Below are 12,174 nucleotides of genomic sequence, written 5' to 3' on the forward strand. Positions count from 1 at the left end.
GGATCATGACCACATAAGCGCTAAAGCGCAAGTGGTCAAAGAACACGGAGGCCGGCATGACAATGTAAAAGGAGCTTTTATGTCGATTGCTGAATTTTCGAAGAAATTCCATGCGGATAAGCGCGGTAACTGTGCCATGGCTGTTGCTTATGGCTATGCGCGAGCAACGGGCAAGTCCGAAGAAGAGGCGGTGAAGGCTGCCGAAATGTTCCGTGCATTTGGTGGCGGAAAGGCTCCGGACGGTTTGTGCGGGGCGCTCTATGCTGCAAAAATGATGCAACCCGACCATGCCGAATCGATTGAAGATGTCTTTAAGCGCGGCGCTCAGGGCTTTACTAAGTGTAAGGAAATTCGCCCGAACAAGATTATTCCGTGCAATCTTTGCGTGGAACTGGCGGGCGAGGCGTTGGATTTTTTAGAAAAGTAACTGGATGCTTCGGGCGTTTGCCCTCAGCATGACGAGTTGTACATTGTGGGCGTTTGCCCTCTGCATGACGTTAAGGATTGTAGTCCACTTCCTACTGTCTACTTCCTACTGTCTACTAATCTCACGTTCAAGAGGTCTTCTTCCCAAGCGTCTTTGAGCTTGCGGAGGGCTTCGAGGGACTTGTCGTCGGCACCGCTTTCGTCTCGCTTTTGCATGAGCTGCTTGTAGCTTTCGGCGAGTTCGCTTGCATGCGGATAATTCGGGGCGAGTTTTGCGAGTTCGTCTAGTATGGTATTGTCAGAATACAGGCGGGCAATGCCTTCTAGGCTGCTTTCGATATATTTTTGCGTATTGTTTTCGCTTTTGAATGTATCGGCTTCTTGAAATTCGAGAGGTCTGATTTTGTCCATCCAGGCAGATTCTGCAATATAAAGCTCGTTGTCTTCGGCGATGGCGTCTTTACGACCGAAAATGGCTAACTGCGACTTGAGGAACGGACGGTAGCTTTCGATGTCGATTTCTATCGATGCGCGTTCGGCAAAATCGGCAAGATTTTTGAGGTTTGTTTCCGAAGGATTATTCAGGAGGCATTCCTTGAGCACCGCTAGCTGATCTTTGGCTGGGAGTCGCTTGAATGACTCAGAATGGCTTGTATTGGCGCGGATTCTCAAGCGCAAAATGCGCAAGAGCAAAAGCATCATGGCGATAAAAAAAATAATGGACCAATTCACGCGCGAAAAAATAGATAATCTGTTCAAAAAGAGCTTGTGAACGCTGTGTTTTTTTCGATATAATACGGTAATTGTTGAAATTTCTCAAGATTTTATGTTTTTACATATATTTTGCAATATTGCAAGACCTCTTTTCATTTTATTTGGTTTATATTTAGGTGGAATTGTTGTAACCTATCTTTAGGTGGAGATTGGAATATTATGAAATTTTATAGATGGATAACCCTCGGTGCTCTGTTTGGTTGTTCCGTTGTTGCTTTTGCCCAGACCCAGGATGTCCGTACGTTGGATATTGTGATTCGCGATTTTCAGCCGAATCACCCTGACTTTGAAAATTTCTCGGAAGAATCAGTTAATCATATTAACGAAATCTATAATTACAGGACCGCTACCGGCGCAGCCATGAATATGTTTGGCTACGACAATGCATGGTATGCCAATGCTCCTTATCACACTACTTGTGGTAACATGAATACATTCCGGGAGGGGATCGTGGGTGCCCAGATTGGTACCGATGGTCTTCCGATTCAGGCGAACTTGCTCTTGCCGGGTTATTTGCAAGGGACTTCTACTACTAGAACCGTGTTGGAATACGGTGAATGCTCCCAGAAAAACGGCAATATTACACTTCGTGGTTACAAGAATGCTGAAGAAAATGTCAGTGGCTACAAGTGCCCAGGTGGCGGTATGAACTGGAATAACCCGGTTATTTACACGCCGGGGATGGTAAAGCCGTATTTGATGTTTGTTCCTAAGGAAGAAGGCAAAATCGATATGCTTAACGATGTTGTCATCCTTAAGCAGAATGACCTTTGTGATAACTCCCTTTTTGACCAGTGGTTCCTTGATGTTCCTGGTCAGAATAAACGTGTCAATACGACGATGGATATCCCGAAGGATACGCAATCCAAGTATTACATTTATGACTATAACTACAATAATGGTGGTTATTCTCCGCTCGACAGTATTAACCCGCTTACGAGAGAATGGGTTGGTCCGAAGTCCTGTAATGCCTCTATTCAGCCGAATGGTGTGTGCGATCAGTTTGGTCCACAGACGCTCTCCATTTTCTGCCCGCCGTACAATTATCAGTATGCTAAAGATCAGGCAGACTTCTTGGGACAGAATACGGCTAAGCTCTGCACGGACTGGTTGAATCAGGGTGGTCCGCGTGCTGTGAACCCGACTGGAAATGGTTATAGTGCTGCATGGAATGCCGCTGCTATGAATGGTAGCCTCGGTATGCAGCATCTCCGTAACTACGCTTTCACTATGATGGGTTATGCAAGTTTCAAGTATAAGTCTTCTAACCAGCTCCCGACTCCGGAAGTGTTTGAATTCGCCGGTGACGATGACATGTGGATCTTTGTGGACGGTGTGCTTGTTGTGGACTTAGGTGGTACGCACTTGGCTGCTCCGGGTAAGGTCAATATCCAGACTTTGGCTATGAACAACCATGGTTGCCATGCTGGTGAACCGCTTGCCACTTATACCAACTGCTTGAATTCTAGTGACGTGTCTGGCTGGGCTGATGATACTTGGCATCATTTGCACTTCTTCTATGCTGACCGCCAGTCCGATGGTTCTAACATTTACATCCGTACGTCTCTTGCTGAACTCGCTCCGTCTCGCTATGGTCAGCCTTCTGTGAGCGATGTCGTTGTGAAGGTGGACGAAAACGGTGTGTCTCATAACAGCATGTATATGAACGTCCCGCTTGCTGACTCCAGCCTTGCCGCTATCCAGAACTCGGGTAATATGGGCATCCCGGCGATGGTGGTTTTGCGTGAAGTGACTGATGCAAATGGTGTGAAGCAGACTGTTGTCTATGGTTTCTATGTAACTTCGATGACGGGACCGATTGACAAGGGTGCTGATGGTCAGATGTACCAGTTTGAAGGTGTTGTGAAGGATGCTGCTGGCAATATTGTCGATGGCGGACTTTTGGGCGATGACCGCATTGCTTTCAACGTACCGTTTAGTCAGGGACTTAATGACGATGGCAACGGTGGTAACTATACGGATATCGAATGGTCTCAGTTGATGTTCTGGTCTCAGAAGGTGAATTTCTATGTGGCTTCTAGTTCTGGCAAGCACGTGGAAGGCTTTGATGAACGTGAAAAGTGGGGTAAGATTTCTTATACCGCTGTGGCTACGACGCCTGTGATTCCTGATGATCCGGCATATGACCGTCCGGACTTTACGGAAGAAGCTCAGAAGCTTTCGGATCTTGCAGAAAGCAATGATGGTACGATTCCGACAGACATGACTGCAGACCTCGTTTTGACTCCGATTCCGGCTGTCAGTGGTACCGACCCGCTGAAGTGGGCTAAGGATCATGCCGATGAAACTATGGCTTCTGGTGGCAAGGGCAATACAGTTGTTGCTAATGGCGTTGTTTATGGCGCTGGTCAGGCTACGAATTCGACTCTCTGCTATAATGATGGTTCTTCTAAGATTCCGGGCAAGAAGAGTAATGAATCTTGTTCTGAATGGCATTTCTCGACAACTCAGCCGTTCCAGGTAAATATTCGCGTGTTTGACCACTTGGGTCACTTTGTGAACCAGTACAACAAGCGCGTGACTAAGGAAGAATATGAAAAGGCTCTGGGTACAGGTAATCCGTCTGCTCCGAATGGCATGGAAGTTCCTGGTTGCTCCAATACAAAGCTCTATGGTGCATCGGGTGCCATGACTGCTACGATCAAGATGTATCCGGTGACGGATAAGGGGCGCTTGCTTGCAACGGGTCCGTACATTTACCAGATGACCGTTGTTAAGGAAGCCTACGAATACTGCTATCTGAGTAACGGTAATAACGCAACGGTGATGACGATGCCGTTCCAGCGTACTACTGAAACGACGAGACGTGGTTACCGTAGAACCGCTAAGAAGAAATAAGATGTCTTAGAGATTTTCAAGACTCCCTGTGGTGAATGCCACGGGGAGTTTTTTGTATAGTCAATGGTCAATAGTCTTTGGTTGTTAGAAAAACGCGCGAGAATTGCGCAGGAATGGCTAGAGAGGCTTCGCAATTAATGCGAAGGGTTCGGCATCGGTGATGCGGACGCGGAGCGTTTGCCCGGCAGGGAATGAGCCTTGTAATGCGACGGGGCGGTACGCCTCGTTGCGGGCAATAGTAGTCCCGGAACGGTAGCCTTGCTTTTCGGTAACGACGGTGCACTCGTCGCCAATCCATTCGCTGTTGTTCTCGATGGCGATTTGCTGGAACGCTTCGGCGAGAATCGCGGAACGCTCGTGCTTGACGGTGTCGGGGACTGCAAGGGGGGCGGGGGCGAGACGTTCTGAATTGCTAGCTTCGAGATGCGCGCTGTTTATTGTTGACTCAAGATGCGCGGCGACAGTGCCTGGGCGCGCGACAAAACGCGTGATGTTGCAGACGGTCGGGCGAGTTTCTTTCAAAAGCTTTAACGTGTCGTTGAAATCTGCGGTGGTTTCGCCGGGATAGCCGACGATAAGGTCGGTGCTGAGCGTGAACTTGCTGAATCGCTCGGTAAAGGCGTGGGCGAGGGTCGCGTAGTCGCGTGCGGTGTGACGTCGGTTCATCGCCTTGAGCACGTTTTCGCTGCCGCTCTGGACGGGAATGTGGATGAACTTGTAAATGCGATCATCCGTAAAGCAATCTAGTAGCGCCTCCTGATAGCTGAGGACATGGCGCGGATTGCCCATGCCGAGGCGGATGCGGTAATTGCCGTTCACGTGCGTGAGGATTCTCTGCGTGAGTTCGGCGAGATTCGTGCCGATGTCAAAACCGTAGCAGGCGCAATCTTGGCCGGTGAGCTGGATTTCTAGGCAACCGTCATCGACGAGCGCTTGGACTTGATCCACGATGGTTTGGGGTGCAAAGCTGTGGAGACGTCCTTTGACGAGATGCGTGCTGCAAAAGGCGCACGCGTCGAGACAGCCTTCTTCGATGTTTACTATGCCGACGAACGGGGATTCGCGAAGGACGTTGCGAGAGACTTTATTGCTGTCGGGAGTGCGCGCGTTTATCAGGCTTGAGGGGGATTGCGCGGGTTGGGGTGGTAATGCAGCCGAATCTTCAAGTTCTTTCAGGCTTGTAAATTGCACGTTCGGAACGGCGCGGAGAGCTTCTTCGCGGAAGTCCTTGGGGGCGCAACCCGTGATGTATATGGGAACGCCCGGAAATGTGCTCGCTGCTTTGCGCAGAAGTTTCATGGCGCCTGCATTGCCTTTAACCGTACAAACGTTCAGGTAGAATGCTTCGGGTTTTTCAGTGCTGAAGTCCGCGGGATTCGCGGCGCTTGTGGAATTCTCGGCTTTTGTGGAATGCGCCGGCTTCGCTTCCGGAAACTCGAACGTGACTTCGGATTTTTGGGAGAGAATGCGTGCAATCTTTTCACCGTCACCGAAATTTGCAGCACAGCCCTGGCTTAAAATGACTATCATCTCTTGAATTTTTCCAGCGTGATGCCGGGGTAATAGTGCGTTAAAATTTGGATGTAGCTTTGACCTGCCTGTGCGCGTGCGCGAGCGCCCATTTGGCAAAGTCCAACTCCATGCCCGAATCCCTTGCCTTTGAGAATCCAGTCATTACCGTTCTTGTGGATGCGGAAAAAGCTGGAGGGGAGGATTGTGCCTCCGCGCTTGAATAGCCAGCGGATTTTGTCTGCTTTTGCTGTGAATGAGCCGTTGTTCGTTTCGATGACGAGTGTGTGAATGCGACCGCTCTTGAGCGTGTCTTGAATGTGCATCGACTTGATGCTCGAAAAACTTGGGACGTTTGCTTTTGCTTCTTTTGCGTTTATCTGGAATAAATCGCGAAGTTCGTCTTCGGTAAATTCACGAGTCCATTCGGTGTAGTTGGATTCGCGGCACCACGGCGTTCCGTCGGGGCGGAGGTCGGGCTTGTTTTTGAGGTAGGGGTGGTCAGGGCGACCCCAGGTGGCAACGCCTTCGGTTTCGCCACCGCAAGTGGAATGGTAATAGGCGGTGATGAATTCTCCGTTGTATGTCATCACGACGCCATCGGTTTCGCGGACGGCTTTGTCTGTAAGTGCCGTGGCGCTGTGGAGACCTTTGTAGACTTGGTCGCGCGTGTCGGCGTAAACGTCAAAGCCTTGTGCGACTCGGCTGCCGTAGTGCTTGTACGCGTAGGTGCGTGCGGCAACGGCTTGGGCCTTGAGCGCTTCGAACTTGGATTCGTCGAGTTTGCCGATTTCGTAAGGAACGACGCCTCGCAAGTAATCTTCAATATCGATGACGTTGATGGCGTTTAGCTTGTTGCCATTGGCGGTGACGATAAATTCACCGTTGTAGCAGGCTTTATTGAGGCCTGCCTTGTCTGTTGCAATGGCGATGCAATCGCTTGCGGAAGATCCTGTGGCCTTGAAAACGCGTCGGTCAGCGGTCTGCTGGCGCTTTGATTTTGTCTTGATTTTGAGTTTGCCTTTAGAGGCCGTGATGTGCAGTTCTTCGTTCTTTTGACGGACGAAGATATTTGGCACACCGACAAAGACACCCACCTGGATAGGGCGGTTGAGTTCTTTGGCGATTTTTTGAGGAACGATGGTCTGCTCGGATACGCTATTTGCTTCGATTGGGCTATACTCAGAATTGCCGGCCGCAAGAGATGGGGTCGCCAAAGAGAGTGTCGTCAAAGCAACTGCTGAAAATATCCGGAGCAGGCCCATGGACCTTATTTCTTTTTGAGCTTCGCCTGGGTTTCTTTTGCCATCTTGCGGAGCTTGGACTGATTCATCGTGCGGTCCGACGTCGAGATCTTATCGACAAAGAGGTCGCCGTTGAGGTGGTCGCATTCGTGCTGGATACAGCGGGCGAACAGACCTTCGCAGTTATGAATTTCCTGGGCTTCGCCATTGATGTCAAAGAAACGAACTGTCACGCGGTCCGGACGGACAACGTTGCAGAAAATTTCCGGGAGGGAGAGGCAGCCTTCGTCATAATCGACGTTCTTGGCATCCGGTTCAGCTTCCCATTCAGGGTTGAACATGATGTACGGACGCGGTTCCTCTTCGTCTGGAATGGCGGTGTCGATGACCACGAGACGGATGTTCTTGCCAATCTGCGGAGCGGCAAGGCCGCAGCCCGGAGCATCGTACATGGTTTCGAGCATATCTTTTGCGAGCTGGCGGAGTTCCGGCGTGATTTCGGTGATGGGTTCGCACTTTTTGCGAAGCACCGGGTCACCGTAAATTCTGATGGGGAGAATGGCCATGATTACTTCTTTTCTTCGACCTTAGCGGAAGTGTCGTTGTTGATGACGCGGAGGATGGCTGCCTTTTCGAATTCGATGGTGGAGGTGCCAGTGCGGAGCGTGATGATGTTTTCTTCCATGCTAGCGATGGTGCCGATGATGCCTGCGGCGGTCATGACCTTGTCGCCCTTCTTGAGCTGCTTGCGCATTTCGTCCATCTGCTTCATTTCCTTCTGCTTCGGGCGGATGAAGAAGAGCCACATCACCACAAAGAGGAGGATGAGCGGGAGGAAGCTAGCGAGAGCGCCCGGCTGTTCCGGCTGAGCTGCTGCGTCCTGAGCGAAAGCGGCGATGGAGGAAAGAGTCACGAGAAGTGCAGAGAGTTTCATAATAAACCTTGTAAAAGGGTGAATGTGTTACGTAACAAAGATAGTAATTTGGATTTTAGAACTTAGAACTTAGAGCTTAGAATTGCTGGCAATAATCGATACTTGAATTTTTTTTTCGTTTTACAAGAAGGCGATTCTCGACTGTCATCCCGGACTTGTTCCGGGACGGGAATGACATACAGTCTATTGACTAATGACCGATGACTACTGACCAGTAATTAATTTCTTATCGAGCAATGGATAAATGCGGTTGAGTTCGAGCAGGTTTAGGAGCCTGTCGAAGTTGGCGCAATATTTTTCTTTGGGTAGCTCTTTGAGGAGCTGCTTTTGCAAAAGCGTTTCGAGGTTGCGCGGGGTGAGGCTCATCCCGTGCATAGTGCGCTTGGTCTGCGCAATCAAATCGCTGGTATTTACGGCAACGAGACCGTCGGACTGGAGCTCGCCTTTGTCGCAGGCAGCTTTCACGAATGCGGTGAGGATTGCCTGGTCGGTAAGCGAAAGAATGTTCGGCGATGTGCTCTTGTAAATGGCGCGATGGCGGAGCGTTTCGTAGAGAATCTTGATCAGCGGCTTGTTCTCTACCGATACGGATTCCGATTGCAGACGGACTAGCTTGAAGTCCTGTAAAATGATTAATAGTTTGTATGTACCGAACGCAGAAAGCTTTGAAAAATGAGCAATCTCGTGTTGTAGTGCATCTAAACTAATATTTTTTGCGGGCACCCTCGAAAGTACAAACAACAGCGACGGGAACGTTGTAATCAAGTCGCTCTTACGCTTGTTCTCTTGCGCAATGTGGTTGCGTTGCGTGAGGAATGCGAGGATGGACTTGAGCCAGATGGGCTGTTCCTTCATCGTGTCGTGCAAGGCGCTTTGCGGAATGACTTCGAGTTCGCAGTCTTCTTCGGCGCAGACCGTGTAATCCATGGGTTCGCCTGCGATGAGACTGAGTTCACCAAACGTGGATCCGGGACCCAAATTCAGAACTTGCGTGCCGTTTTGCTCGTCTTTAGAAGTCGCGGTAAGCGTACCGCTTTTGACGATGTAAAAGGAATGGGTGAGGTCGCCTTGCTGGCAGAGTTTTTCGCCTTCTCTCAAAATCATTTGACCGTCCCCTTGAGATTTGGCTCGTACTGCAATGATAATAAATAGTAATTTACTTTATCTGTATTAAGCGCAAAAAGATTGTTCTCTTTTTCGCTGAACCATTCAAATTGCTGCATCTGGAGCCAGTCTGCAACGCTGACTTCAAGGTGGTGTTCCTTGAATAAATTTATCCATGCAGAGCCGTCCATGGTCGTTTCGGGGGCGAGTGTCGATAGCCAGACGAGGCTTCTCTTTTGCTGGAGTGTGAGCTTGAACGGAAGCCACGGAAGTTCAAGTTCTTGCGTCTTGAGGTAATCCGCAAAAATTTCGAGAAGGCGCGGGTCCGGGACGGTAAGCGTTGAGCCGTTGGCTTGCTGGATAAGCATCTTGCGGCGGATCAGCGTCTTTAGAGCTTCGTTTGCTGCGGGGAACGGCGTCTTGGTAAGCCACGAGAATTCTTGCAACAGCAACTGCTTTTGCAAAATTTCGTCTTTGCTGTAGAATTTGCAGAAAGAGGCGAGGCTTTCGAGCGGATTTTCCGTCTTTGCTGCGCGGATGGACTCGTTGATGCGGCGCGTTTTGGCCGAAATCGCCTTGATAGCGGCCAAAAGCCAGACGGGGAGCGCCTTTAGCTCGGATTCCATGCACTCGTCATTGATAATGGTGATGGTGGAATCGGTGGTCGCCTGGAAAATATAGCGTACGGGTTCGCGTTCAAGCAGGGCGCCTACGCCTACGAGATTTCCGGGATGGATCTTGAAAACGACCTTGTTGTTCGCTTTAGGGTCGAGTGCGACAAGCTCACCTTCGTTCAAAAGGATGATTTTCTTGTCTTCGTCCTCTGGTGAGGATACAACAAAACCCGCCTTCACGCGGAGTCGCGTGGGCGGGATAAGTCTTGGTTGCGAATTCCCCGTAATCATCGGGAAATAACCGCCTTCGAAGTCCGGCTAATTAAGCCTGGCGTTCTTCGATACGTGCAGCCTTACCGCGGAGGTCGCGCATGTAGTAAATGCGAGCCTGGTGAACCTTACCGGAGCGTTCGACAACGATGGAGTCGATGCGCGGGGAGTTGACCGGGAAGATACGTTCGACAGCGACTGCACCGGACATCTTGCGGACCGTGATGGACTTGCCGATGCCAGAGTTCTTCTGCTGAATAACGACGCCCTTGAACGGCTGGATACGTTCCTTGGTACCTTCGATAACCTTGACGTTAACGGTAACGGTATCGCCAGCACGGAATTCCGGAAGGTCGGTCTTCAAATTTTCGTTTTGGATTGCTTCAATGTTCAGGGACATAATGTGTACCTCGTTATTATTTGTCGCCAAATGTAGTATTTATTTCAAGATTTTTAAAGATGTCGGGGCGTCTTTCTTGCGTTCTTTTTAACGATTCTTGACGTCTCCACTCTGAAATGTTCTTGTGATGACCGGAAAGTAGCACCTCAGGCACCTTTTTTCCTTCGAATTCTTCGGGGCGGGTGTAGACAGGCCAGCCCAAAACGCCTTGTGCGAAGGAGTCCGTTTCACCGGATTCCTTGTGGCCCAGAGCCCCGTCCAGCAGTCGCACTACGGCGTCCGTGACGAGCATCGCCGGAAGTTCGCCTCCGCTCACGACGAAGTCCCCGATGGAAATTTCCATGTCGACCTCGGTCTGGCGGATGCGGTCATCGATTCCCTTGTAGTGTCCGCAGACAAGTACAAGGTGGTTTTCTTGAGAGAGTTCTTTGGCAATCTTGTGTGTGAAGGGGACGCCATCTGCCGTGAGGTAGATGACTTTTCCGCCATCTTCCTTGACTCCCGTGCTGCGAATGGCCTTCGCAAGCGGTTCGGGACGGAGTACCATGCCCGGTTCGCCACCGTACGGAACATCGTCCACCTGCCCGTAGGCGTTGATGGCGAAGTCTCGCAGATAGACTGTATTGAACTCAAACAAGCCTTTTGCCTGTGCGCGGCCCATGATTGAACTTTTCATCGGCGCGAACATTTCGGGGAAGATGGTGATGCAGTCGATCTTCATCGTTCCTCCGGGCAAACGGATTTTAAATAGTCGCTATCACAAACAATGAACTTTTCTTCGTCGTTGATTTCCTTGACGCAATCGTCAATCCAAGGGGCGAGGATGGACTTGCTGCTGAATTCGGATTGTGCGGCAAGGTCGAACTTGATGAGGAACGCATCGACCGTCATCAGTTCTTGCACTTCGATGACTTCGCCGACGTCGCGACCGTCTTCGGTGTGGACGCGGAAACCTTCCAGGTCGTCAAGATAGTATTCGCCTTCGGGGAGCGGGAGACGTTCGGATTCGGGAATCATGACGTCGCCATTGACGAGCGGGGAGAGTGCTTCTGGAGTGTCGAAACCCTTGAATTTCAAAAGCCAGAGGTTGTTTGCCTGCTTGGCATCTTCGAGGGTGAGTTCCAAAACTTCGCCATTCCTCTTTTGAACGCGCACGTCTTTAAGGCTCTTGCAGCGAGTCAGGTCGTGGGTCAGGGGCATCGCTTTGATGTAGCCTTTGACGCCATGCGCACGCATGAGCTGGCAGACGGTGATGAATTCTTGAGAGTCCATTTTAGAAGAAAGACGAGAGGTATTGTTTGTGCTTGGTTATTAGTTGTTAGTCATTGGTCATTAGTTGAAGTTTGACACCTGCGGTGCGTTTTATAACTAAAAGCTAATGACTGTTGACTGCTGACTAGCAAGAAAAAAAAGTCCCGTGCATGCGGCACGAGACTCTTTATTAAAGGCGTAATTAAGCCTGTGCTTCTTCAGCGGCCGGAGCTTCAGCAGCTGCCTTGGCAGCCTTTTCAGCTTCGAGGCGAGCCTGAGCCTTCGGGCTCAACTTGCGCTGCTTGGACTTGATTTCGCGAGCGACCGGAGCCTTGCCTTCGATAGAGCGGTTGGCCTTGAGGTCGTGGAACAAGTCAGAAATGCCTGTCTTCTTGAGGAGAGACTTGACAGTGTCAGACGGCTGTGCACCGACGGAGAGCCACTTGAGGACCTTTTCCTGTTCGAAGCGGATTTCCGGCTGCTTGAGGTTCGGGTTGAAGAAACCGACCTGTTCGATAAAGCTATCGTCGCGAGCCTTGCGGTTGTCGATGACGACGATGCGGTAGATCGGGTTGTGACGCTTGCCGAAGCGGGCGAGACGAATAACAGTTGCCATTTTATACCTCTTTATGGGGTTTTTCCCGAAATTTCGGGGTTTTAGTTCTTTTGATGCCAAATATAGCAAACTTGCTTTTGTGTGTAAAGGACGGCAATGAAAAAAAATCCGTCCTTTTCTTATAAATTAATTTGTTGGGCGGTGCAAAAATCTATAAAAATGCCGAAATTCAT

Annotated in this window: 13 protein-coding genes; 2 read left to right on the plus strand and 11 right to left on the minus strand. The window is 50.2% G+C overall.

Annotation, left to right across the window (positions count from 1 at the left end):
• Positions 1-79: 79 nt before the first annotated feature.
• The gene (locus B9Y77_RS00080; RefSeq protein ID WP_254899858.1) at positions 80-427 is read left to right on the plus strand and encodes a hypothetical protein; all 348 of its coding nucleotides are present in this window, start codon (positions 80-82) and stop codon (positions 425-427) included.
• Between the two features lie 98 nt (positions 428-525).
• Here B9Y77_RS00080 and B9Y77_RS00085 read toward each other — a convergent pair whose 3' ends face one another.
• Positions 526-1,158 carry a hypothetical protein gene (locus tag B9Y77_RS00085; RefSeq protein WP_139829226.1) on the minus strand — a complete coding sequence of 211 codons (633 nt, stop codon included), beginning with the start codon at positions 1,156-1,158 and terminating at the stop codon, positions 526-528.
• 201 nt (positions 1,159-1,359) lie between these two features.
• Between B9Y77_RS00085 and B9Y77_RS00090 the strand changes: the two genes are divergently transcribed.
• A complete protein-coding gene (locus B9Y77_RS00090) occupies positions 1,360-4,059 on the plus strand; it encodes a fibro-slime domain-containing protein (protein ID WP_254899859.1) in 2,700 nt (899 codons plus the stop codon).
• A gap of 117 nt (positions 4,060-4,176) precedes the next feature.
• Here B9Y77_RS00090 and B9Y77_RS00095 read toward each other — a convergent pair whose 3' ends face one another.
• The 10 genes from B9Y77_RS00095 to rpsP form a co-directional block, all read right to left on the minus strand.
• Positions 4,177-5,589 (minus strand): radical SAM protein, encoded by a 1,413-nt coding sequence (locus B9Y77_RS00095; protein ID WP_085490014.1) that lies wholly within the window; start codon positions 5,587-5,589, stop codon positions 4,177-4,179.
• Positions 5,586-6,800: a SpoIID/LytB domain-containing protein gene (locus tag B9Y77_RS00100; protein ID WP_254899860.1), complete on the minus strand. Its 1,215-nt coding sequence runs from the start codon at positions 6,798-6,800 to the stop codon at positions 5,586-5,588. The genes B9Y77_RS00095 and B9Y77_RS00100 overlap by 4 nt, the downstream gene beginning before the upstream one ends.
• A 38-nt stretch (positions 6,801-6,838) precedes the next feature.
• Positions 6,839-7,378, minus strand: a complete 540-nt coding sequence (def, locus tag B9Y77_RS00105; protein WP_014547023.1) for a peptide deformylase — start codon at positions 7,376-7,378, stop codon at positions 6,839-6,841.
• A gap of 2 nt (positions 7,379-7,380) precedes the next feature.
• Positions 7,381-7,746: a preprotein translocase subunit YajC gene (gene yajC, locus B9Y77_RS00110; protein WP_015732288.1), complete on the minus strand. Its 366-nt coding sequence runs from the start codon at positions 7,744-7,746 to the stop codon at positions 7,381-7,383.
• 204 nt (positions 7,747-7,950) lie between these two features.
• Positions 7,951-8,850 (minus strand): Crp/Fnr family transcriptional regulator, encoded by a 900-nt coding sequence (locus B9Y77_RS00115; RefSeq protein ID WP_085490016.1) that lies wholly within the window; start codon positions 8,848-8,850, stop codon positions 7,951-7,953.
• Positions 8,847-9,755, minus strand: a complete 909-nt coding sequence (locus B9Y77_RS00120) for a Crp/Fnr family transcriptional regulator (RefSeq protein WP_085490017.1) — start codon at positions 9,753-9,755, stop codon at positions 8,847-8,849. Before B9Y77_RS00120 ends, B9Y77_RS00115 begins: the two co-directional genes overlap by 4 nt.
• Before the next feature lie 31 nt (positions 9,756-9,786).
• Complete coding sequence (gene rplS, locus B9Y77_RS00125; RefSeq protein WP_073424632.1) at positions 9,787-10,134, minus strand: 50S ribosomal protein L19; 348 nt, start codon at positions 10,132-10,134, stop codon at positions 9,787-9,789.
• Positions 10,135-10,150: 16 nt separating this feature from the next.
• Complete coding sequence (gene trmD / locus B9Y77_RS00130; RefSeq protein ID WP_014547027.1) at positions 10,151-10,855, minus strand: tRNA (guanosine(37)-N1)-methyltransferase TrmD; 705 nt, start codon at positions 10,853-10,855, stop codon at positions 10,151-10,153.
• Positions 10,852-11,406: a ribosome maturation factor RimM gene (rimM, locus tag B9Y77_RS00135; RefSeq protein ID WP_085490018.1), complete on the minus strand. Its 555-nt coding sequence runs from the start codon at positions 11,404-11,406 to the stop codon at positions 10,852-10,854. Before rimM ends, trmD begins: the two co-directional genes overlap by 4 nt.
• 181 nt (positions 11,407-11,587) lie before the next feature.
• Positions 11,588-12,001, minus strand: a complete 414-nt coding sequence (gene rpsP, locus B9Y77_RS16280) for a 30S ribosomal protein S16 (protein WP_073424630.1) — start codon at positions 11,999-12,001, stop codon at positions 11,588-11,590.
• Positions 12,002-12,174 lie beyond the last annotated feature (173 nt).

Source organism: Fibrobacter sp. UWB13, assembly GCF_900177805.1.
Lineage (GTDB): Bacteria > Fibrobacterota > Fibrobacteria > Fibrobacterales > Fibrobacteraceae > Fibrobacter.

Excerpts from the sequence above, each read along its gene's own strand:
- B9Y77_RS00080 (WP_254899858.1), top strand. The coding sequence starts at position 80 with ATGTCGATTGCTGAATTTTCGAAGAAATTCCATGCGGATAAGCGCGGT.
- B9Y77_RS00090 (WP_254899859.1), top strand. The coding sequence starts at position 1,360 with ATGAAATTTTATAGATGGATAACCCTCGGTGCTCTGTTTGGTTGTTCC.
- B9Y77_RS00095 (WP_085490014.1), bottom strand. The coding sequence starts at position 5,589 with ATGATAGTCATTTTAAGCCAGGGCTGTGCTGCAAATTTCGGTGACGGT.
- def (WP_014547023.1), bottom strand. The coding sequence starts at position 7,378 with ATGGCCATTCTCCCCATCAGAATTTACGGTGACCCGGTGCTTCGCAAA.
- yajC (WP_015732288.1), bottom strand. The coding sequence starts at position 7,746 with ATGAAACTCTCTGCACTTCTCGTGACTCTTTCCTCCATCGCCGCTTTC.
- B9Y77_RS00115 (WP_085490016.1), bottom strand. The coding sequence starts at position 8,850 with ATGATTTTGAGAGAAGGCGAAAAACTCTGCCAGCAAGGCGACCTCACC.
- B9Y77_RS00120 (WP_085490017.1), bottom strand. The coding sequence starts at position 9,755 with ATGATTACGGGGAATTCGCAACCAAGACTTATCCCGCCCACGCGACTC.
- rplS (WP_073424632.1), bottom strand. The coding sequence starts at position 10,134 with ATGTCCCTGAACATTGAAGCAATCCAAAACGAAAATTTGAAGACCGAC.
- trmD (WP_014547027.1), bottom strand. The coding sequence starts at position 10,855 with ATGAAGATCGACTGCATCACCATCTTCCCCGAAATGTTCGCGCCGATG.
- rimM (WP_085490018.1), bottom strand. The coding sequence starts at position 11,406 with ATGGACTCTCAAGAATTCATCACCGTCTGCCAGCTCATGCGTGCGCAT.
- rpsP (WP_073424630.1), bottom strand. The coding sequence starts at position 12,001 with ATGGCAACTGTTATTCGTCTCGCCCGCTTCGGCAAGCGTCACAACCCG.